The sequence below is a fragment of the Streptomyces sp. CA-179760 genome (assembly GCF_050937045.1).
Classification (GTDB): Bacteria; Actinomycetota; Actinomycetes; order Streptomycetales; family Streptomycetaceae; genus Streptomyces.
On record NZ_JBNJLZ010000001.1, the window covers coordinates 5,318,630 to 5,339,796 of the forward strand.

Below are 21,167 nucleotides of genomic sequence, written 5' to 3' on the forward strand. Positions count from 1 at the left end.
GGACAACTACCGTACGTACGGAAAGGCCGTACGCGACGAACGACCCCGATGAACTCGAAGTCCCAGGAAGGGCAGTCCGTTGTACGAAGGCGTGGTCCAGGACCTGATCGACGAGCTGGGGCGGCTGCCCGGCGTCGGTCCCAAGAGCGCCCAGCGGATCGCCTTCCACATCCTCCAGGCCGAACCGACGGACGTACGGCGCCTCGCCCAGGCCCTCATGGAGGTCAAGGCGAAGGTCCGCTTCTGCGCGACCTGCGGCAACGTCGCGCAGGAGGAGCTGTGCAACATCTGCCGCGACACCCGGCGCGACCCCGCCGTCATCTGCGTGGTCGAGGAGCCGAAGGACGTCGTGGCGATCGAGCGCACGCGTGAGTTCCGGGGCCGGTACCACGTCCTCGGCGGCGCGATCAGCCCGATCGACGGGGTGGGGCCGGACGACCTGCGGATCCGTGAGCTGCTGGCCCGCCTGGCGGACGGCACGGTCACGGAGCTGATCCTGGCGACGGACCCCAATCTCGAAGGCGAGGCGACCGCCACGTACCTCGCCCGCATGATCAAGCCCATGGGCCTGAAGGTCACCCGCCTGGCCAGCGGCCTCCCGGTGGGTGGCGACCTGGAATACGCGGACGAGGTCACTCTCGGCCGCGCCTTCGAGGGGAGACGACTCCTAGATGTCTGACGCCACGCTGCACGCGACCGACCAGAGCCCGGACGACTTCGCGGTCCAGATCGCGGACCAGGTCGAGAGTTTCCTGGTCGCCGTCACCGAGGTCGCGAAGGGCGACGAGCCGGAATCGGCCGTGCCCTTCCTCCTCCTGGAGGTCTCCCAGCTCCTCCTGGCCGGCGGCCGGCTCGGCGCGCACGAGGACATCGTGCCGGACGAGCGCTACGAGCCCGACCCGGGCCCCGAGCCGGACGTCGACGAACTCCGGGAGAACCTGGCCCGCCTCCTCGACCCGATCGACATCTACTCCGAGGTCTTCGACCCCTACGAGCCCCGCAAGGCCCCGGTCCCGGCCCGGATCTCCGACGACCTCACGGACGTCATCACCGACCTGCGCCACGGCATGGTCCACTACCGTGCGGGCCGCACCACGGAGGCCCTGTGGTGGTGGCAGTTCTCCTACTTCTCCAACTGGGGCTCCACCGCCTCCGCGACCCTCCGCGCCCTCCAGTCGGTCCTCGCCCACGTCCGCCTCAACCAGCCCCTCGCCGAACTCGACGGCCTGGACACCGACCAGGGCATGGGCGACGACACGCTGGAATTCGAGGCGGGCAGGGTCATGGCGGAGGAGATCGGCGGTCCCCTGGGCATGCGCCCGGCCACGTAGAGGTCCGCGTCAGAGCCGTACGGCCGGGCCGGTCACGGCGATTCCGGTGTCCGTCTCCGCCGGTACCGTCACCGTGATCGTGCTCGGCCGCCCCATGTCCGCTCCCTGGTGGACCGTCAGGATGGCCGGGGCCGGTACGAGGCCGAGTTCCCGCAGGTAGCCGCCGAACGCGGCCGCCGCCGCCCCCGTGGCCGGGTCCTCCGGCACACCGCCCGGCGGGAACGGGTTGCGGGCGTGGAAGACGGTGGGGGACTCACGCCGGACCAGGTCGACCGTGGTCCAGCCCCTGCGGGCCATGAGCGTGCCGAGTTCCTCCATGTCGTAGTCCAGGCGGGCCAGCCGCTCCCGGCTCGCGGCGGCGAGGACCGGGTGCCAGGCTCCGGCGAAGGCCGCCCGGGGAGGCAGCGCCGGGTCCAGGTCCGCCTCGGACCAGCCCAGGATCGCCAGCAGCTCGGCCAGGTCGCCCTCCTCGATCGGTGCCGTACGAGGGACGACGCTCACCAGGGTCGCCACCAGGGTGCCGTCCGCCGACCGGTCGGTGGTGACGGTGACCGGGCCCGCCGCGGTGCGCAGCAGCAGACGCCCGGTGCCGTGCCGCTCCGCGTGGGCCACGGCCGTGGCGATCGTCGCGTGGCCGCAGAACGGCACCTCGGCGAGCGGGCTGAAGTACCGCACGTCCAGGGTGCCGTCGTCGGACGCCACCACGAACGCCGTCTCGGAGTAACCGACTTCGGCCGCCGTCGCCAGCATCGCCGCGTCGTCGGCCCCGGCGGCGTCGAGCACCACACCTGCCGGATTTCCGCCCTGGGGATCCGTGCTGAACGCCACGTAGCGCAATATCTCCATGCGCAGACGGTAGCGCCTGGCCCCAGGGTCACACTGCGTGATTTGGGCCCTCCTTGCACCTCCCCTGTACGTCCGCTGCACGGCCCCTTACCGGTGAGACGCGAGTCTGGAGTCACTTCAGCAACTCCACTCGACCTCACCGGAGATGACGATGACCCGCCGCCCCGCAGCCACCTCCATACGCAAGCGCGTCGCCGTCGTCACCGGTGTGGCCGTTCTCGCCGCCGGAACCTTCGCCGCCGGCGCGGGGGTCGCCGGAGCCGACTCGCGTGACGGGCACGCGAAGAAGTCCGCCAAGACGGTGACCAGGACGCAGGTGCTCGGGCTGTTCGACACCTGGAACGCCGCGCTGCTGACGGGTGACCCGGAGAATGTCGCCGACCTGTACGCCAAGGACGCGGTCCTGCTGCCGACCGTCTCCGACAACGTCCGTACCGACAGAGCCGAGATCGTCGACTACTTCGAGCACTTCCTGCGGAACAAGCCGCACGGGAAGAAGATCGAGTCCGTCGTCAACGTCCTCGACCGGGACACCGTGATCGACACCGGCGTGTACGAGTTCGCGCTCACCGACCCGAAGTCGGGCGAGAAGAGCGACGTCAAGGCGCGCTACACGTACGCCTACGAGAAGCAGCCGAACGGCACCTGGCTGATCGTGAACCACCACTCCTCGAAGATGCCCGAGGGGTGAGCACCTGAAGGGGCCTCAGCCGCCGCCCCGGTGGGGCGCCGCCCGTAGCGTGATCGTCACGCACAGGCCGCCGCCCGGGGCGTCCGTCAGCGCCACGGTCCCGCCGTCGTCCGTCGCCAGTTGCCGGACGACGGCGAGACCCAGGCCCGAGCCCGACTTCCCGGTCAGGCCCTGGCCCCGCCAGAAGCGGTCGAAGGCACGGGACTTCTCGGCGTCCGACATGCCGGGCCCTTCGTCCAGGACCGACACCCCCACCACATCGCCCCGGGGGTCCACGCGCACGGTGATCGTCCCGCCGTCCGGTGACACCTCCAGGGCGTTGGAGAGCACGTTGTCCAGCATCTGGTCCAGATGACCGGGGCTGGCCAGCACAGACGGCCGGCCGTCGATACTCCCCCTGAGCGCGATGGTGACTCCGCGCTCGTCGGCGGCCGGTCTCCACACGGCGAGCCGCTCCCGCACGAGGTCCATCAGCGGGAGCGGCTCCGCCGCCGCCACCTTGGCCTCGGCACGGGCCAGCACCAGCAGGCCGTTGACCAGGCGGCTCATGCGCACCACCTCGGCCGTCGCCTGCTCCACGTCCTCGCGTACGAACTCGTCGTCCACGCCGTCCGCGATGTTGTCCAGGGACAGCCGCAGCGCGGTGAGGGGGGTGCGCAGCTGATGGGACGCGTCCGCCACGAAGATGCGCTGGGCCGCGATCAGGGTGTCCAGGCGTTCCGCGCCCTGGTTGAGGGTGCGGGCGAGGGTCTGGGTCTCCGCCGGCCCGGTCACCGGGGAGCGAGCCGTCAGGTCGCCGTCACTGAACTTGCTGGCCATGTCGTTGAGCTGGCGCAGCGGCCGGGTGATACGGCGGGCGGCGAACGCGCCGATCGCGGCGGCCGCCGCGAGCACGGCCGCCGCGAGCCCGGCCCGGAAGCCCCAGATCTGCCAGAGCCGGTTGGTCATGTCCGAGGTCGAGTAGACGATCCGCACGGCCGCGTCGTCCCGCGCGGGGACGGTGACCTCCAGGTGCTCGCCCCAGACGAAGTCGGAACCCCAGTCCGTGGTCACCTCGTTCTGCTCCGTGGCCCGGGTCAGCGCCTCGTCCGCGGCGGGCTCCGGCAGCTTCGGGTCACAGGAGGCGGTGGGCGTCGCCTGTACGTCGCCGTACGCCCTGGCCACCTCGGTCAGGGCCTCGCACGAGGCGCCGGTGCCGTTGCTCAGCAGCAGCGCCATCGTGTTCGCCTCGCGCAGGACGGACTGCTTCGTGTCGTCCCGCAGCTGCTTGGTGAGGGTGAACGCGACCGGCACCGTGAACAGGAAGATGGCCACCGCGACCAGGAGGATGTAACTCCGGATGAGCTGCCGGTTCATGAAGCCCCGTCGTCCTTGACGATCTCCAGCCGGAAGCCGACCCCGCGCACCGCCTCGATCGCGATCGCCCCGGCGAGCTTGCGCCGCAGCGCCGCCACGTGCACGTCCAGCGTCTTGGTCGGCCCGAACCAGTTCGCGTCCCAGACCGCCTCCATGATCTGCTCGCGCGACATCAGCGCCCCGGGCTCCTCGGTGAGGAAGGCCAGCAGGTCGTACTCCTTGGGCGCGAGGGCCACCTCCTCGCCGTCGAGGCGCACCCGGGCCGCCTTGCGGTCGATCGTCAGGCGCGTGCCGTAGCGGTCGGGGCCGGTCGCGGGGGCGCCCGTCCCGGGCGTACGGGCCTGCGTGCGGCGCATGACCGCTCGTATCCGGGCGATGACCTCCCGGACGCCGAACGGCTTGGAGACGTAGTCGTCCGCGCCGAGCTCCAGGCCCACCACCCGGTCCGTCTCGTCGCTGCGGGCGCTGATCACGATGATCGGGATGTCGCCGCGCCCGCGCAGCGCCTTGCAGACGTCGAGGCCGTCGGTGTCGGGCAGACCGAGATCCAGCAGGACGACGTCGTAGGGGCCCTCGTGCCGCAGCGCCGCCGCGCCCGTGGTCACCCACTCGACCTCGAAGCCGTAGCGCTTCAGGCCACGGCGCAGGGATTCGGCGACCGGTTCATCGTCTTCCACCAGGAGTACGCGCACAGCCGAACCCTAGTGCTTGAAAGTTGGCTTACCGGAGTCGGCCGAGCGGCGATTGTGACGCCGGGCACTTTCTCGCGTGGCCTGTGCCCAGGTGGGCATGAGCAGCTCTGAACGAGTACCCCGGAAATCTCACCATGCGATATCGCGGAGGGGATTTTCGGACGCTCGTTAGACTGAGCCGACCGCGGTACGAATGCGTATGAGCGGATAGAGACGGATTGAGCGAGGAGCGCACGTGGGCCTTGTCGTGCAGAAGTACGGAGGCTCCTCCGTAGCCGATGCCGAGGGCATCAAGCGCGTCGCCAAGCGAATCGTGGAAGCGAAGCAGAACGGCCACCAGGTGGTGGCCGTGGTTTCCGCGATGGGCGACACGACGGACGAGCTGATCGATCTCGCCGAGCAGGTATCCCCGATGCCTGCCGGGCGCGAGCTCGACATGCTGCTGACCGCCGGAGAGCGGATCTCCATGGCGTTGCTGGCCATGGCGATCAAAAAGCTGGGCCACGAGGCCCAGTCGTTCACCGGCAGCCAGGCAGGTGTCATCACCGACTCGGTCCACAACAAAGCGCGCATCATCGATGTCACGCCGGGCCGGCTCAAGACCTCGGTGGACGAGGGCAACATCGCGATCGTGGCCGGTTTCCAGGGCGTCAGCCAGGACACCAAGGACATCACCACCCTCGGCCGCGGCGGCTCCGACACCACGGCGGTGGCTCTCGCCGCCGCCCTCGACGCCGACGTGTGCGAGATCTACACGGACGTCGACGGCGTGTTCACCGCCGACCCGCGTGTGGTGAAGAAGGCCCGGAAGATCGACTGGATCTCCTTCGAGGACATGCTCGAACTGGCGGCGTCCGGGTCGAAGGTGCTGCTCCACCGCTGCGTGGAGTACGCCCGCCGGTACAACATCCCGATCCACGTCCGGTCCAGCTTCAGCGGACTCCAGGGCACCTGGGTCAGCAGCGAGCCGATTGTCCAGAAGACGCAAGCGCAAGGGGAAAAGCAGGTGGAGCAGGCTCTCATCTCCGGTGTCGCGCACGACACCTCCGAGGCCAAGGTCACGGTCGTCGGTGTGCCCGACAAGCCGGGCGAGGCGGCTTCGATCTTCCGCACGATCGCCGACGCCGAGCTCAACATCGACATGGTCGTGCAGAACGTGTCCGCGGCCTCCACGGGCCTGACGGACATCTCCTTCACGCTGCCGAAGACCGACGGCCGCAAGGCCATCGACGCGCTGGAGAAGAACAAGGCCGGCATCGGCTTCGACTCGCTGCGCTACGACGACCAGATCGGCAAGATCTCCCTGGTCGGCGCCGGCATGAAGACGAACCCGGGTGTCACGGCCGACTTCTTCGGCGCGCTGTCCGACGCCGGTGTGAACATCGAGCTGATCTCGACCTCCGAGATCCGCATCTCGGTCGTCACGCGCGCCGACGACGTGCCCGAGGCCGTCCGCGCCGTGCACTCCGCCTTCGGGCTCGACTCCGACAGCGACGAGGCCGTCGTCTACGGAGGCACCGGCCGCTGATGGCCCACCTCCGACAGGACGCCCGGACCGGCAGGTCCGGGCGTCCGACGCTTGCCGTGGTGGGCGCGACCGGAGCCGTCGGCACGGTCATGCGCCAGATCCTGTCCCAGCGGGCCGACGTCTGGGGCGAGATCCGGCTGATCGCCTCCCCCCGCTCGGCCGGCCGCAAGCTGGCCGTGCGCGGCGAGGAGACCGAGGTCATGGCGCTCACCGAGGAGGCCTTCGACGGGGTCGACGTCGCCATGTTCGACGTCCCCGACGAGGTCGCCGAGCGGTGGGCGCCCCTGGCGGTCGCCAAGGGCGCGGTCGTGGTCGACAACTCCGGCACCTTCCGGATGGACCCGGACGTGCCGCTCGTCGTGCCCGAGGTCAATCCGCACGCCGTGCGGATGCGGCCGCGCGGGATCATCGCCAACCCCAGCTGCACGACGCTCTCCATGATCGTGGCCCTGGGCGCGCTGCACGCCGAGTTCGGGCTGCGCGAGCTCGTCGCCTCCTCGTACCAGGCGGTCAGCGGCGCCGGGCGTGAGGGCGTGGCCACCCTGCGGCGGCAGGTGTCTCTCGTCGCCGGCACGGAACTGGGCACCAGCCCCGGTGACGTACGGCGGGCCGTCGGTGACGACACCGGACCGTTCCCGGAGCCGGTCGCGCTGAACGTCGTGCCCTGGGCCGGTTCGGCGCGCGAGGACGGCTGGTCCTCCGAGGAGCTGAAGGTCCGGGACGAGTCCCGCAAGATCCTCGGCCTGCCCGATCTGCCCGTGGCCGTCACCTGTGTCCGGGTGCCGGTGATCACCACGCACTCGCTGACCGTGCACGCCCGCTTCGAGGGCGAGGTCACCGTCGACAAGGCCCGCGAGATCCTCGCCACGGCGCCCGGTGTCGTGCTGTTCGACAACCCGGCCGCCGGGGAGTTCCCGACCCCCGCCGATGTCGTCGGCACCGACCCGACCTGGGTCGGGCGGGTGCGGCGGGCGCTGGACGACCCCACGGCGCTCGAACTCTTCGTGTGCGGGGACAACCTGCGCAAGGGCTCCGCGCTCAACACCGCGCAGATCGCCGAGGTGGTGGCGGCCGAGCTGTCGTTGTCGTAGACGGTTTGTAGGATCTGTGTACGACATGTGAGCTGATCGATGGTCCGGACCACTTGTCCGGGGCGCTTCGGCATCAGAGGATTTATCTCCCCGTCCCCCGCAACCGTGCGGAGGGCGGGGAGCGTCTTTGCGGTCGCCCTTCGACCGTGCAAGCGCTTCATCAGGCGTGGGGACGCCTGGAACCGGGCGTGGGGACGTCCGTTCACAATTGGACATAGGGGAAGAGCGGGACGCATGAGGGCATTTGACGCACCATCTGTTGTGCTGCCTGACGCGGGTAGACCGTCGACGGCGACGGTCGGCGTGAAAGTGACGCCCGGCACGTACAACCCTCACCGGGGTGAGCGTGTCCAACAGGCGTGGCAGAGGTACTCGACTTCAGCGCGGCACGCGGCACGGTCCTACGACCGCCCCGTCCGGCGGCTCTACGACCCCGCATGGCCGGTACGCCCGGTGGCATGCCGGTGATCGCGCCCGTGCCCGCGGCGCGGCCGGCCCGCATACCGAATCAGCGTGACGGCGCCGAGGACGAAGCGGCGGCCGGCACCACCGTCGACCACCTCACCGAGACCTACCGAGCGCACTACCGCTCGCTGCTGGGTCTCGCCGCCCTCCTCCTCGACGACACCGCCTCCTGCGAGGACGTCGTCCAGGAGGCCTTCATCCGGGTCCACTCCGCCCGCAAGCGGGTCCGCGACCCCGAGAAGACCCTTGCCTACCTGCGGCAGACGGTCGTCAACCTCTCGCGTTCCGCGCTGCGCCGCCGCATACTCGGCCTGAAGCTGCTGTCGAAGCCCATGCCCGACATGGCCAGTGCCGAGGAAGGCGCCTACGACCAGCTGGAGCGTGACTCCCTCATCAAGGCGATGAAGGGGCTGCAGCGCCGACAGCGCGAGGTGCTGGTGCTGCGCTACTTCGCGGACATGACCGAGGCGCAGGTCGCCGAGGCCCTCGGCATATCGCTGGGCTCGGTCAAGGCGTACGGCTCGCGCGGCATCGCGGCGCTCCGGCTGGCCATGGAGGCCCCGGCATGAGCGCCGCGGACGGCGCGGGCCGTGACGGGCCCGGCCGGCACGAGCCGGCCAGGCCGCACAGGCAAGATCCGAAGCAATCGCACGCTGGGAACGCAACTGTGAACCACGGCCCCGACGACCAGAGCCCCGAGGGGTTCGACTCGGACGAGCTGGACCTGCGCTCGATGCTGCACCAGGTGGTGCAGGAGGTGGAACCGCGCGACGGCACGCTGGAGTATCTCCGCAAGGCGGTGCCCCAGCGGCGGACCCGCAAGCGGCAGGCCGTCGTCGGCATGGCCGCCGCCTGCCTCTTCATCGGCACGGCCGTCCCCGCGCTCGTGCACGTCTCCAACTCCACCGGCTCCGACGCCAACCCGTCCGCCATCGGCCATGCCTCCGAGACCCAGGGCGGCGCGAGCGAGGGCAAGGGCCCGGACGGCGGGGAGAGCAGTACGGGCAGCTCCTCCGGCAAGACCGAGGGCAAGGACAAGGGGGACAAGAAGAAGGAGGACAAGGGCAAGGGCGCCGGCGGCGCCGCCACCGGCGCGACGCAGGGCGCCGACCCCTCCTCCAGCACCGCCGCCGGCATCGCGGCGTGCACCGCGGCCCAGCTCGGCCCCGCCTCAGGAAGCAGCACCGCCCCCGACTCCACGGGCGCGGTCTACGGTTCCTTCCGCGTCACCAACGTCTCCGCGGCGAGCTGTACGGTCACCGGCCCCGGCTCGGTGAGCGCGCTGCCGCAGGGCACGGCCGACATCAGCAAGGTCAGCACGGCCCGGCACGCGGCCGGGGACGCGGCGGCGGGCCTGCCCGACCCGTCCCTGGAGGCCGCCCAGCTGGTGCTGGCGCCCGGAGCGGCCTACGACGTGAAGTTCGCCTGGGTCCCCACGGAGACCTGCCCCACCCCCGGCGGCAGCGTCGGCGGCCCCGGCGACCCCAGCCCCGACCCCACCCCGACGGGCGACACGACGGAGACGGGCGGCACCTCCACCGGCGGCGACACGGGCGCGGCCCCGCAGCTGGCCACGGAGGACGGCACGACCGACGGCAGCGTGGCAGTGACGTACACGCCGGGTACCGGCTCTGGCGCGAGCTCGGTCACGGTGTCCAACGCGTGCGCGGGGACCGTGTACTGGACGGGCGTGCTGCCGGGCGTGTAAGCCGGACAGGGCCCAGGCCCGGCGGGCCCGGTAGCGGGTGGTCGCCCTCAGGCGACCACGCGCTCTTCTTCCTCCTGGACCAGGCCCAGCCGAGCGTCCCGGGCGAACTCCACCTCGCGCCGCAGCAACCGGAACCACATGAAGATCACGAACCCGACGAAGGCGAACCACTCGGCGGTGTAGCCGAGATTCTGGAACGCCTTCAGGTCCAGCCCCGAGTCCGGCGGGGCACTCGCGGGCACCGCCTTCATCCCCGAGTCGCCCTTGGCGAGCGTGACCCACGCGTCGTACACGTCGTACGGCACCAGGTTGATCAGTGACGCCGCGCTGATGGCCCCGGTCTGCCCGGACGGCAGACCGCCCTGCGCGCTGACCCCGTTGTCACCCGGGCTCTCGGACGCCTGGAGCGCACCGGTGACAGTGACCTCACCGGGCGGCGGGGCGGGGGCCTCGGCCGCGTCCGGGGGGCCGGGCAGCCAGCCGCGTACGACCGGCAGCGCCTCGCCCGAGGCGGTGCGCAGCAGCGTCAGGACGTAGAAGCCCTGCTTGTCGTCGAGCTCCCGGCCCGGCACGAGCAGCTGCTTGCCGTAGCGGCCGGTCGCGGTGACCTGCTTGCCGGACGTCGCCTTGGTCACCGGCAGCATCTTCGCGAGCGGCCGGGGCGCCTCGTGCCGCGCCTCGGCGACCTGCTCGGTCGCGGTGCGGTGGTCCTGCACACGGTCCTCGAACCGGCCCAGCTGCCAGGACCCCATGAAGATGCAGAAGGGGATGGACAACAGCACGAAGACGTTGATCCCCCACCATCGGGGCGTCAGCAGAAACCGGTACACACCCTTACGGTACGGGGCGGCCGGGCGGGCCCGGTCTGCGGGGTGGGCGCCGCTCAGTACCGCTCGGCCAGGTGCTCCCGGCCCGCCGGGGGTTCGTACGGCTCGGGCCAGAAATCGGTGATGGCGGATATGCGGCCTTCTCCGTCACCCGTGAAGAAGGAGAGCGCGTACATCTCCTCGACCCCCACCCTGACGTGGATCCAGCTGGCGACCTGTCCCGGCTCGGCGACGACGCGCTCGACGCGCAGGTGCCAGTCGCCCGGGTACTCGCGGTTGAACTGGACGAACCGCTCCCGGCCGCTGATACGTTCGCGCGTCTGGGGCAGCGTGTAGACGACGTCCTCCGACAGGGTGCCGGCGAACGCGGCCCACTCCCGGGCCTCGGCCGCGGCCCAGAACCTCTCGACGGTCTTGCGCAGATCGGTCATGCCGAGCAGTGTGCACGGCGCCACTGACAATCCACCCTGACCTGCCGGGAAGGGGGAATCGGTGGAGGTTATCCACAGGCTGGGGGCCTCGGCAGCGCGATGTCGGTCCAGGCGGGCAGTATGGGGCCATGACTGAGAGCAACGCGTCCGATGCGCGGGACCAGCGGGACCCGCGGGACCAGCACGAACAAGTGGTACAGGCGGGACAGCAGGAGCGGATGCCGGACTGGGAGAAGCGCTTTCGGGCGCCCCGGGTGTCCCTGCCCGACTGGGCGGAGGACGCTCCGGACCGCTCCCTGTTCGTGTCGAACGCGACAGGGACGTACGAGCTGTACGCGTGGGACAGGTCGACGGGCGACCAGCGCCAGGTGACGAACCGGCCGAACGGCACGACGGACGGCGTGCTGTCGCCGGACGGCGCGTGGATCTGGTGGTTCGACGACAAGGACGGCGACGAGTTCGGCGTATGGCGCCGCCAGCCCTTCACCGGCGGCGAGGACGAACCGGCCGCCGCGGGTCTTGAGGCCTCCTACCCGGCCGGTCTCGCACTCGGCCGCGACGGGCGCACGGCGGTCGTGGGCCGCTCGACGGACGAGGACGGTACGACGATCCACCTCGTCCGCACCGGCGAGGAGCCGGTGGAGATCTACCGGCACCGCGAGTCCGCCGGCGTCGGCGACCTCGCCCACGACGGTTCGCTCGTCGCCGTCGAGCACACCGAGCACGGCGACGCGATGCACTCGGCCCTGCGCGTCCTGCGCCCCGACGGCACCCCCGTCGCCGACCTCGACGACACCGAGGGCGGTACACGCGAGCTCGGCCTGGAGGTCCTCGGCTTCGCCCCCGTCGACGGCGACACCCGGCTCCTCATCGGCCACCAGCGACGCGGCCGCTGGGAGCCCTTGGTGTGGGACGTGGCCACGGGCCAGGAGACCGACCTGGCGCTGGAGTTGCCCGGCGACGTCAGCGCCGAGTGGTACCCGGACGGCACCGGCCTGCTCATCGTGCACGGCTTCGAGGCCCGCAGCGAGCTGTTCCGCTACGACCTCGCGAGCCGCGCCCTGACGGAGATCCCGACCCCGCCCGGCACGGTCTCCGGTGCCACGGCCCGGCCCGACGGCAGCGTGGAATACCTGTGGTCCTCGGCCGCCGAACCGTCGGCGCTCCGCTCCACGACGGGCGGTGTCGTGCTCGACCCGCCCGGCATGAAGTCACCCGGCTCGGTGCCGGTGGAGGACGTGTGGGTGGAGGGCCCCGGCGGCCGCATCCACGCCCTGGTCCAGAAGCCGGAGGGCACCACCGGCCCGCTCCCCACGGTCTTCGACATCCACGGCGGCCCGACCTGGCACGACAACGACTCCTTCGCGGCGGGCCCGGCGGCCTGGGTCGACCACGGCTACGCGGTGGTCCGCGTCAACTACCGCGGCTCGACGGGCTACGGCCGTGCCTGGACCGACGCCCTGAAGCACCGCGTGGGCCTCATCGAACTGGAGGACATCGCCGCGGTCCGCGAATGGGCCGTCACCTCCGGCCTCGCCGACCCCGACCGCATCGTCCTCACCGGCGGCTCCTGGGGCGGCTACCTCACCCTCCTCGGCCTCGGCGTCCAGCCCGACGCGTGGACGGTGGGCATCGCGGCGGTCCCCGTCGCCGACTACGTCACGGCGTACCACGACGAGATGGAGGCGCTGAAGGCGATGGACCGCACCCTCCTCGGCGGCACGCCCGAGGAGGTCCCCGACCGCTTCGAGGCGTCCTCTCCTCTGACCTACGTCGACCAGGTCAAGGCCCCGGTCTACATCTCGGCCGGCGTCAACGACCCCCGCTGCCCGATCCGCCAGATCGAGAACTACGTCAAGCGCCTGGAGAAGCGAAACGCGATCCACGAGGTGTACCGCTACGACGCCGGGCATGGGTCCTTGGTGGTGGACGAACGGATCAAGCAGGTGCGGCTGGAACTGGAGTTCGCGGAGAGGCACCTGAAGGGGCGGGGAAGCGCCCGGTAGCTCGGCGGCGCGGGCGGTGTGGCGGCTGCGGGTGTGCCGTGGCCGGTCGCGCGGTTCCCCGCGCCCCTGAGGTTGCCGCGCGCACCGCGGGCAGTCGTGCCTCCCCCAGTGCCTCAAGGGCCTGGGAGATACCCCCAGGGCGGCACGGGTGGGCGCGGACGGCACCCCGCTGCGCCGGGTCGCGCGACCCACCCGGCCCCAGCACCGATGCCGGGCACCTTGTAACGCCGAGCCGTGCAGCGAACCGCCGTCTACGCCCCCGCTCGTTCCCCCGTCTACGCCCCCGCCCGCTCCCGCCGTCTACGCCCCAGCAACTCCGCCAACCCCCGCCGAGTCGCCGCCAGCACCACCCGGTCCCCGGCTCCCAGCACATACGTAGGAGGCAGATCCCACACCAGCCCCGAGGCCGGCGCACCCTCCTCCTCGGCACCCTCCCCTTCACTCCGCCGCCCCCCAGGAGGTGACGTGTTGAGCGCCAGCACCCGCCAGGCCCCGCCCCGGAACGCCTCCGCCACCGTCCTGCCCTCCAGCTGCGGATGCCCGGCCACCTCCACCTCCGCGAACAGCAGCACCCGCCGCTCCACCGGAATCGCCCCCAGGATCTGCCGCCCCATCATCGCCCCGGCGAACGCGGGCGCGGCCAGATGGGACACACTCCGGCTCCGGGTGAGGGCGAGGGGATGCGCGGCCCGCAGGGTCCGGTACACGGCGGTCGCGAAGTCGTCGTCGTACAGCCGCAGCACGACCCGCAGATCGGGCCGCACGGACCGCGCGTACAGCGAGGCCTCCAGATTCGTCGTGTCCGCACTGGTCAGCGCCAGCAGCGCGTGCGCCCGGTGGATCTTGGCGGCCTCCAGTACCCCTTCCTGCGTGACATCCCCGAGTACCACCGGCACCCGCAGCCGTCGCGCCGTGGCCATCCCCCTGGCCTCCGGATCGGACTCGACGCACACCACGGGAATGTGCAGCTCACGCAACCGCGTCAGCACCCGCGTCCCGATCTTGCCGAGTCCGAGCAGCACCACGTGCCCGCTGAGCCCCCGCGGCGGCTTGCGCAGGGTGGAGGCGCTGCGGAAGGTGCCCAGGGCCTCCAGCACCGCGGCCAGCAGCACCGGAAGCAGCAGCAATCCGACCAGCCCGGACAGCAGTTGCAGGACCTGCCGCCCGATCGACTCGTGGTACGCGGGATCGTTGATGCCGAAGAGATCGAGGAGCGTGACGTACGTGGCGTACAGCGGATGCTCGCCGGTCACGAGCATGAACGCGACGGCGAGCGCGAGCACACACCCGGTCAACCCCGCCAACGACCACCGCAGCCGACGCGAGAACAGCGAGGCGAACGGCGGCACGCCGCCCCGCCCGGAGGGCAGGGAGGGCCCGGAGTACGACACCTGCTCCAGGACGACGGTCCCGCGGCCGGTCGCCGACGCCACCGCCATCTCGTCCGGCAGCAGTTGAGGCCCGTGCTCCCCGCTGCTCTCGGAACCGTCGGCGCCGGCCGGGTCGTTGCTCGTCGCGGACAGCAGCGCCAGGGTGCACAGCCCGGGGTCGGCCACCTCGCCCGGCCGCGGCGGCTGCCGCTCCACGGCGCGCAGGACGAGCCCTTCCGTCTGGACGACCTTGCTGGTGCCGACGAGGGCGGTGGCGGCCAGCGCGGGCGCGGCCGTGTCGGCGTCGGACAGCACGGTCGTCGACGCGTCGAGGCCCGAGCCGCTGCCCGGCCCCGTCCCGGAGGCCACGGCCGCCGTCTGGTCGAGCAGTTCCTCGATGTGCTGCCCCAACCGCCGGTTGTAGAGCCGCAGTACGAGTCTCAGGCTGGGGTTGACCCGGCGGGCGGTGAGCGCGGCGCGGATGTTGGTCTCGTCGTCGTCGTACACGAGCGCCAGAGCCGCCGCCCGGTCGGCGCCCACCTCGGTGAGCACGGCCTCGGTGATCTCGGCGGCCTCCACGACCTGTTCGGCCGCGGCCGGTTCGGCACCGCCCGTGCCCGCCCGGTTGACGGCAGCGCTGACCCGGTCGAGCAGGGCGGCCGACGCGGCCCGGGCCCGCCCGACCACCGGCTGTCGCACCCGGCGCCCCGACGGCGGCACGACGAGCGTGACCTGTTCGCCGTAGACGCCCCGGAGTTCGGCGGCCAGCCGATGGGCGAGCCCGTCGTCACCGCATACGACCATGTGCGTGGCCGGTTCACCCGGCTGACCTTGATTCGGAACGCTCCCCACAGGGAGAAGACTGCCTCACCGGGACGGCTGGTTCCAGAAGGGAACCGAGGTGCGTGAACGCCCGGGCCCGTCCGTCCGTACCGAAGGGGAGGCAATGCATGCCCATGCGCACCACCGGAGGTACCGGGCCCGTGGCCACCACGAAGACCGTCCCGAGGGAGAGCGGCGAGCACGGGGACATCAAGACGGCCCGAGCCCGGAAGGGCGGGGAAGACCGGGCAGCCCGGGAAGATCGGAAAGCCCGAGAAGCCCGGGAAGACCGGAAAGCCCGGGACGAGGGCAGACACTTCAATTCCGCCCTCCTGCTGACCCTTCTGCTGGTCACGGCCGTGATGTTCCAGGACTCGATCCGCGGGGCCCTGGCCGCGCCGGTGATGCAGAGCTGGATGACCGTGTTCGTGGCGGTCATGGTCCAGGCGCTGCCGTTCCTGGTGCTCGGCGTGCTGCTGTCGGCGGCGATCGCGGTGTTCGTGCCGCCGTCGTTCTTCGCCCGGGCCCTGCCGAAGCGCCCGGCCCTCGCGGTTCCGGTCGCGGGCGCGGCGGGCGCGGTACTGCCGGGCTGCGAGTGCGCCTCGGTGCCGGTCGCCGGAGCGCTGGTACGCAGGGGCGTCACCCCCGCGGCGGCGCTGGCGTTCCTCCTCTCCGCGCCCGCCATCAACCCGATCGTGCTGACGGCGACGGCCGTGGCCTTCCCCGGCAACCCGGAGATGGTCCTGGCCCGTTTCGTCGCGAGCCTGCTGGTGGCCTGCGCGATGGGCTGGCTCTGGCACCGTCTCGGCCGCACGGACTGGCTGCGCCCCCCGGCCAGGGCGTCGTACGAGGGCAAGAGCAAGGGGGCGGCCTTCTGGGGCTCGGTGCGCCACGACGTGACGCACGCGGGCGGCTACCTGGTGGTCGGCGCGATGGCCGCGGCGACGCTGAAGGCGGTGGTACCGGCGGAGTGGCTGCGCGCGGCGGCCGGTCATCCGGTCCTGTCGGTCCTGGCCCTCGCGTTCCTGGCCGTCCTGCTCTCCATCTGCTCGGAGGCGGACGCCTTCGTGGCGGCGTCCCTGACCCAGTTCTCCCTGACGGCCCGTCTGACGTTCCTCGTCGTCGGTCCCATGATCGACCTGAAGCTCTTCGCGATGCAGGCGGGCACCTTCGGCCGCGCCTTCGCCCTGCGCTTCGCGCCCGCGACCTTCGCCCTGGCCGTCGTGGTGTCGGCCCTGACCGGAACGGTCCTGCTGTGAACCGCCTGGCCCAGAGCGCCCTCCTCTTCCTCCTCGGCGCCACGCTTCTGCACTCCGGCATGACCGACCTCTACCTGCGCTACGTCAAGGCGGGCCTACGCCCACTGGTCCTCCTCGCGGGCGCGGTACTGATCGCGACGGCGGCGGCGACACTCTGGTACGACCGCCGAGGCGCCGGGCACAAGCACCAGGACGATGACGATGACGATGACGACGGCGGCGGCGACGGCGAACACGGCCACGATCACGATCACGATCACCACCACGAACCCCGCATCACCTGGCTCCTCACGCTCCCCGTACTGGCCCTGATCCTGGTCGCCCCGCCGGCCCTGGGCTCCTACAGCGCGTCCCACACCGGCACGGCCCTCCAGAAGCCGTTCGGCTTCGCGGACCTTCCGTCCGAGGGCCCCCTCCGCCTGGGCGTGGCCGACTACGCGGGCCGAGCGGTCTACGGCAACGGCCGCTCCCTCCGCGACCGCGAACTGAAGATCACCGGCTTCGTCACCCTGGACCGGGCCGGCTCCCCGTACCTGGTGCGCATGGGCCTCAACTGCTGCGCGGCGGACGCCCAGCCGGTCAAGATCGCCCTGACCGGCGACGTCCCCCCGGTCCTGAGCCCGGACACCTGGCTGGAGATCACCGGCCGCTACACCCCGCGCCGGACCAAGGACCCGGTCAACAACGGCCCGATCCCGTACCTCGAGGTCACCATGGCCAAGCCGGTCCCGACGCCGCACGATCCGTACGACGAGACGTGGAACACGTGACGTACGGCGTGACCCAGCTCTTTCCGGGTACTCGGGAAAGCCGCTGATCAGCGAGGGGGAGGGGGACGCATGACCACACTCGAAAGTGAGCGCGCGGCGGCGGGACCGAGTCGGACGCTGCTGACCGAGGCCCGTGAGGAACTCGCGAAGGCCGACAGCCGGGGCGGACTGACCCTGGCCGTACTCGGTGCGGCCCTGACCGCCCTCCTCGGCGCGATCACCGTCGGCGTCATCACGCCCGCTCAGTACGCCGTGATCCCCCAGCTCCTCGTATGGACCGGCTGCGCTGCCTGTGCCCCGTCCCTCGTTCTCCTGAGCCTGGCCGCGAGGCCCCGACCGGGCACGGGCGACGAAACCCGGCCGGAGACCCTGTCCCGCACCGCCTGGCTCAAACACCGCCGCATACGCCATGCGATGGCCTGGGGCGCGGCCTTCCTCACGCTGACCCTGGCGGGGACGCTGGCCGGGATGCTGTCCTAGGCCGTGTCCGCGAAGTCCCGGCGTGCTCGGCGACCCCGTCGGCTCCTGGCGCGTCAGACCGTGTACGAGCGAGCTCCGGTCCCGGCAAGCCTGCCGCCCTCGACGATGAGGTACTCCTCGCGGATCGGGCGGCTGTCGAACCAGCACTCCAGGATTTCCCGGACGCCCGCCGCGTACCTGGCCTGCGCGGAAAGCGTCGCGCCGGCCACGTGCGGTGTCATGCCCTCGTGCGGCATCACGCGCCACGGGTGGTCCTCCTCCGGCGGCTCCGGATACCAGACGTCACCGGCGTAGCCCGCCAGCTGGCCCCGTTCCAGAGCGTGTACCACCGCGTCCCGGTCGACGATCAGCGCGCGGGCTGTGTTGACGATGTACGACCCGCGCTTCATCGTCGCGAGCATCTCCTCGTCGAAGAGGTTCACCGTCCTGGCGTGCAGCGGCGCGTGGATGGAGAGCACGTCGACGGCAGCCGCCAAGGAGCGGACCTCGGCGTGCCAGGTCAGCCCCAGCTCACGCTCGAGATCGGGTGGCAACCTGTGCACGTCGTTGTAGTGCAGCTTCACATCGAACGGCTTCAGCCGGCGAAGCACCGCCAGGCCGATCCGTCCGGCGCCGAGAACGCCCACGTCCATGCCCTCCACGTCGTAGTTCCGCGAGACGCTGTCGGCCACGTTCCAGCCTCGGCGGGCGGTGACCCACTGGTGGGCGGGCAGATAGTCGTGGACAAGGGCGAGGATGTACATCACCGCGTGTTCCGACACGCTGATGCTGTTGCTGTAGGTGACCTCCGCGACGGTGATGTCGTGCTCGATGGCGCCCGGAAGGTCGACGTGGTCCGAACCGATCCCGGCCGTGATCGACAGCTTCAGGCGGGCCGCGCGCCGCATCCGGTCAGGGGTGAGATAGGCGGGCCAGAACGGCTGCGAGATCACCACGTCGGCGTCAGAGAGTTCACGGTCCAGCGCGGAATCGGGCCCCTCCTTGTCGGAGGTGACGACCAGCGTGTGCCCCCGGTCTTCCAGGAAAGGACGCAGACCGAGTCCGCCGGAGACGCAGCCGACCAGCTCACCCGGGTCGAAGCCGAGGCTCTGGGGGGTGGGCGTCGTCTGCCCTCCGGGATAGTTGCTGATGACGGGTATCTCACCCCGGGCATACCTGGGCGGGTAGCCGTCAACGGGATCCGGATAGAGCACCGCGAGGATCTTTGCCATGGCCGTTCTCCCACGAAGGCCGACGCACGGGCATGGTCCGATGGTCGCGCATGCGCTCCGATCAGCCTTCCTGTCGATGCCGAGTGCCCGGCCCAGAGTGGACAAAACGGCTTTTGAACCCTGCGGAGGTTCTGCTGCCGACGGCTCAGCAGGCCACACCGAGACGGTCCCCGGATTCCCTGGACCGGCACTCCCGGCAGTGTCCGGGTTCCGGCGCGCGGAACGCCCGCTCGCATCCGTCGCAGGTCTTGAAGGGTGGCACGACCGGGCGGGTGGGTAGTTCTTTCCCCCGGTTCTTTCAGGAGGTCAGCGACCCGCCGGACCCTCGCGAACAAGGGCCCGGTGAGCCCGCGACGCGGACGGCGGCCGAGGCCCGGCTACCTCAGTGACGGCGGTGCACGCGCTTTCAACTCACACGACGGCGTCAGGTTGTGCTGGGGCGGGGTGCGCCTCGAAAGACCTCGGCGAGGTGCCAGGAGCGATGGGCCGTGGCGATGGACCGGATGCCGGGTTGCGGGCCGATGAGAGGACGGCCGGCGAGTGAGGTGACGTGTTCGCGGGCGGCGGGGCTGCGGCCGACGAAGCGCTGCGAGACCAGGATGCGGTGGCCGTCGCCTATGCCGGGGACGCCCCTGTCGAAGAGTTTGTGATGCAGGGAGCACAGGCACAGCCCGTTGTCGACGTCATCCGGGCCGTCGAACGCCCACCAGCGCACGTGCGCGGCCTCCAGCCCGACGGGCATGGTGCCGAGCATGCCGTCGTAGCCACAGAAGGCGCACCGGTACTCATAGGCGGTCAGCACCACGTCCCGCATCCGAGGGTCGCGCCGCCGTCTTTCGGGCGCTGCCAGGGAGTCCGTCTCCGCAAGCTCCAGTTCGAGGCCCACCGCCTCGCACAGGTCCTGGTGCAGCGACGGCGGGAAGTGCAGGTCCAGAAGCACCCTTGCCATGCGCCCCAACAGCGACGGCTCCCGCCCGAGAGCCACCCGCAGGTCCGGGTTCAGCCGCCCGGTGGCCCCGCTGGCCCGCAGTTCCCGAACTCCGGTGCCGGGGCTGCCGGTTCCGCGATCGGTCCGTACCTCCCACATGTCGTCGCTGACCAGATGGTGGAAGGGATAGGCGGGAGTGGTCCCACGCGCCGGACCGTACTCGGCCAGCAGCTGCTTCAGATCGGCCTCCACCGCGCTGTACCGTAACCCGCCCTCGGAATCCGCCTGGAAACGGGCCAGTGCGTACAGCAGCAGCAACGGCTTGTGCGGCGCACGCACTCCGTCCCGACTCCACTGCCGCAGCTTCGCGGTCCGGTCCAACCAATCCATGGCCCGTGATCGTAGCGACGGCACCTCTGATGATCACACGGTGGCTGCCGGCCTTCCGGCCCAGGCCACCAGCGGGTCAATCGGCTCGGGCCTACTCGGCATCGGAGGCCATGGCCTTGGACGCAGTCGGATCGGTAGACCTCGTGCCGGTACTCGCGCTCTTCTTGCCCGCCTCGATGGGGGCGTGGCGCCGCCGTTGAAGCTCATCGCGTTCAGCGTCCGGGATCGTCATCGACTCGGCGAGCACGGCGGCGAGCGCCTCCATGCTCAAGAACCCCAATTTCATGGGTGCCAAGCACGTCGCCGACCTCACCCGCGCCGTCATCGCCGGTGCCGGCGGCCGGATCAGCAAAAAGGCCGAACAGACTCTCACTGACGGAGAGGTGATCGAGCAGGTCAAGGACTTCCTCGACGTTATCTCCAACGCATTCACCGACTTCGCCTCCCTCGCCGAGGACGACCCGGAGGCGGAGCGTCAGCCAGGGGAACTCACCATGGCCCAGGAGGTACGCCGGTCCTCGCTCCTCGGCTCGGTGGGCATGCTCCGCGTTCTCGGTGGCGTGTTCCGAGAGCTGCGGGCGGGTGAGAATCCGGTCGAACTCGACGACGTCACCGACTTCTTCAAGCGTCTCGACCCCCACATGGCCGCGCCGGTCTCCGAGACCAGCATATGGCGTACCACCGCGGCCAACGCCGACTTCGAACCGAACGCTTCGGCGCCGATCATGCGGACGCAGAACATCGTCCACCTCGTGGGCGTTATCGCCGGCTGGCACAAGAAGGCCCCCCGCCGCCCTGTAGAGGGAGGAATCCGAGTCGAAGAGCGCCGCTCCTGAAGGGCGGTGCTCTCGAGCGTCTGGATCAGCGACGACTCAACCGGACACTGCCGACGGCGTCCTCGAATGAGGCGGGCTCTCATCAAAACCACTCAGGGGCCTGACCCGCTAAGCGGATCAGGCCCCTGA

General features: G+C 71.0%; 21 protein-coding genes. 12 read left to right on the forward strand and 9 right to left on the reverse strand.

From position 1 onward, the window contains the following. The first annotated feature begins 79 nt into the window (after window positions 1-79). Both recR and ACQEV8_RS24120 read left to right on the forward strand, forming a co-directional pair. Window positions 80-679, forward strand: a complete 600-nt coding sequence (gene recR, locus ACQEV8_RS24115) for a recombination mediator RecR (protein WP_003991835.1) — start codon at window positions 80-82, stop codon at window positions 677-679. After that, window positions 672-1,331 (forward strand): DUF5063 domain-containing protein, encoded by a 660-nt coding sequence (locus ACQEV8_RS24120; RefSeq protein ID WP_432963673.1) that lies wholly within the window; start codon window positions 672-674, stop codon window positions 1,329-1,331. The genes recR and ACQEV8_RS24120 overlap by 8 nt, the downstream gene beginning before the upstream one ends. 9 nt (window positions 1,332-1,340) lie before the next feature. Here ACQEV8_RS24120 and ACQEV8_RS24125 read toward each other — a convergent pair whose 3' ends face one another. After that, window positions 1,341-2,177: a PhzF family phenazine biosynthesis protein gene (locus ACQEV8_RS24125; RefSeq protein WP_432963676.1), complete on the reverse strand. Its 837-nt coding sequence runs from the start codon at window positions 2,175-2,177 to the stop codon at window positions 1,341-1,343. A 151-nt stretch (window positions 2,178-2,328) separates the two neighbouring features. On the opposite strand from ACQEV8_RS24125, the gene ACQEV8_RS24130 reads away from it, so the two are divergent. After that, window positions 2,329-2,868, forward strand: a complete 540-nt coding sequence (locus ACQEV8_RS24130; RefSeq protein WP_432963679.1) for an SgcJ/EcaC family oxidoreductase — start codon at window positions 2,329-2,331, stop codon at window positions 2,866-2,868. 15 nt (window positions 2,869-2,883) lie between these two features. Here the strand turns inward: ACQEV8_RS24130 and ACQEV8_RS24135 are convergent, their stop codons facing one another. After that, a complete protein-coding gene (locus ACQEV8_RS24135) occupies window positions 2,884-4,224 on the reverse strand; it encodes a sensor histidine kinase (RefSeq protein ID WP_432963682.1) in 1,341 nt (446 codons plus the stop codon). Then, window positions 4,221-4,916: a response regulator transcription factor gene (locus ACQEV8_RS24140; RefSeq protein WP_432963685.1), complete on the reverse strand. Its 696-nt coding sequence runs from the start codon at window positions 4,914-4,916 to the stop codon at window positions 4,221-4,223. Before ACQEV8_RS24140 ends, ACQEV8_RS24135 begins: the two co-directional genes overlap by 4 nt. Before the next feature lie 235 nt (window positions 4,917-5,151). Between ACQEV8_RS24140 and ACQEV8_RS24145 the strand changes: the two genes are divergently transcribed. The 4 genes from ACQEV8_RS24145 (at window position 5,152) to ACQEV8_RS24160 (ending at window position 9,708) form a co-directional block, all read left to right on the forward strand. Beyond that, window positions 5,152-6,444, forward strand: coding sequence for an aspartate kinase (locus ACQEV8_RS24145; RefSeq protein WP_432963688.1), 1,293 nt, complete (start codon window positions 5,152-5,154; stop codon window positions 6,442-6,444). Then, the gene (locus ACQEV8_RS24150) at window positions 6,444-7,535 is read left to right on the forward strand and encodes an aspartate-semialdehyde dehydrogenase (protein ID WP_432963691.1); all 1,092 of its coding nucleotides are present in this window, start codon (window positions 6,444-6,446) and stop codon (window positions 7,533-7,535) included. The genes ACQEV8_RS24145 and ACQEV8_RS24150 overlap by 1 nt, the downstream gene beginning before the upstream one ends. Window positions 7,536-7,993: 458 nt before the next feature. Further along, entirely contained in the window at window positions 7,994-8,569 is a 576-nt protein-coding gene (locus ACQEV8_RS24155; RefSeq protein WP_432972950.1) for a SigE family RNA polymerase sigma factor, read from the forward strand. Window positions 8,570-8,667: 98 nt separating this feature from the next. Further along, a complete protein-coding gene (locus ACQEV8_RS24160; protein ID WP_432963694.1) occupies window positions 8,668-9,708 on the forward strand; it encodes a hypothetical protein in 1,041 nt (346 codons plus the stop codon). 47 nt (window positions 9,709-9,755) lie between these two features. Here ACQEV8_RS24160 and ACQEV8_RS24165 read toward each other — a convergent pair whose 3' ends face one another. Beyond that, window positions 9,756-10,538 (reverse strand): SURF1 family protein, encoded by a 783-nt coding sequence (locus tag ACQEV8_RS24165; RefSeq protein WP_432963697.1) that lies wholly within the window; start codon window positions 10,536-10,538, stop codon window positions 9,756-9,758. 53 nt (window positions 10,539-10,591) lie between these two features. Further along, window positions 10,592-10,966: a nuclear transport factor 2 family protein gene (locus ACQEV8_RS24170; RefSeq protein WP_432963700.1), complete on the reverse strand. Its 375-nt coding sequence runs from the start codon at window positions 10,964-10,966 to the stop codon at window positions 10,592-10,594. Window positions 10,967-11,094: 128 nt separating this feature from the next. Here ACQEV8_RS24170 and ACQEV8_RS24175 point away from each other — a divergent pair, with 128 nt between their 5' ends. Next, window positions 11,095-12,972, forward strand: coding sequence for a prolyl oligopeptidase family serine peptidase (locus tag ACQEV8_RS24175; RefSeq protein WP_432963703.1), 1,878 nt, complete (start codon window positions 11,095-11,097; stop codon window positions 12,970-12,972). A gap of 275 nt (window positions 12,973-13,247) precedes the next feature. Here the strand turns inward: ACQEV8_RS24175 and ACQEV8_RS24180 are convergent, their stop codons facing one another. Then, the gene (locus ACQEV8_RS24180; RefSeq protein WP_432963706.1) at window positions 13,248-15,146 is read right to left on the reverse strand and encodes an NAD-binding protein; all 1,899 of its coding nucleotides are present in this window, start codon (window positions 15,144-15,146) and stop codon (window positions 13,248-13,250) included. 146 nt (window positions 15,147-15,292) lie between these two features. On the opposite strand from ACQEV8_RS24180, the gene ACQEV8_RS24185 reads away from it, so the two are divergent. The 3 genes from ACQEV8_RS24185 to ACQEV8_RS24195 all read left to right on the forward strand — a co-directional run bounded on the left by ACQEV8_RS24185 (window position 15,293) and on the right by ACQEV8_RS24195 (window position 17,673). Next, window positions 15,293-16,423: a permease gene (locus ACQEV8_RS24185; protein ID WP_432963709.1), complete on the forward strand. Its 1,131-nt coding sequence runs from the start codon at window positions 15,293-15,295 to the stop codon at window positions 16,421-16,423. Next, window positions 16,420-17,193, forward strand: a complete 774-nt coding sequence (locus ACQEV8_RS24190; protein WP_432963712.1) for a TIGR03943 family putative permease subunit — start codon at window positions 16,420-16,422, stop codon at window positions 17,191-17,193. The genes ACQEV8_RS24185 and ACQEV8_RS24190 overlap by 4 nt, the downstream gene beginning before the upstream one ends. A 69-nt stretch (window positions 17,194-17,262) precedes the next feature. Continuing rightward, window positions 17,263-17,673: a hypothetical protein gene (locus ACQEV8_RS24195; RefSeq protein WP_432963715.1), complete on the forward strand. Its 411-nt coding sequence runs from the start codon at window positions 17,263-17,265 to the stop codon at window positions 17,671-17,673. A 53-nt stretch (window positions 17,674-17,726) separates the two neighbouring features. On the opposite strand, the gene ACQEV8_RS24200 is transcribed toward ACQEV8_RS24195, so the two are convergent. From ACQEV8_RS24200 to ACQEV8_RS24210, 3 genes are all read right to left on the reverse strand, one after another. Further along, the gene (locus tag ACQEV8_RS24200; protein WP_432963718.1) at window positions 17,727-18,884 is read right to left on the reverse strand and encodes an NAD-dependent formate dehydrogenase; all 1,158 of its coding nucleotides are present in this window, start codon (window positions 18,882-18,884) and stop codon (window positions 17,727-17,729) included. A gap of 424 nt (window positions 18,885-19,308) precedes the next feature. Then, entirely contained in the window at window positions 19,309-20,202 is an 894-nt protein-coding gene (locus tag ACQEV8_RS24205) for a phosphorothioated DNA-binding restriction endonuclease (protein ID WP_432963721.1), read from the reverse strand. A 91-nt stretch (window positions 20,203-20,293) separates the two neighbouring features. Continuing rightward, window positions 20,294-20,467, reverse strand: coding sequence for a hypothetical protein (locus ACQEV8_RS24210; RefSeq protein WP_432963724.1), 174 nt, complete (start codon window positions 20,465-20,467; stop codon window positions 20,294-20,296). A gap of 19 nt (window positions 20,468-20,486) precedes the next feature. On the opposite strand from ACQEV8_RS24210, the gene ACQEV8_RS24215 reads away from it, so the two are divergent. Then, a complete protein-coding gene (locus ACQEV8_RS24215) occupies window positions 20,487-21,038 on the forward strand; it encodes a hypothetical protein (RefSeq protein WP_432963727.1) in 552 nt (183 codons plus the stop codon). Window positions 21,039-21,167: the final 129 nt, after the last annotated feature.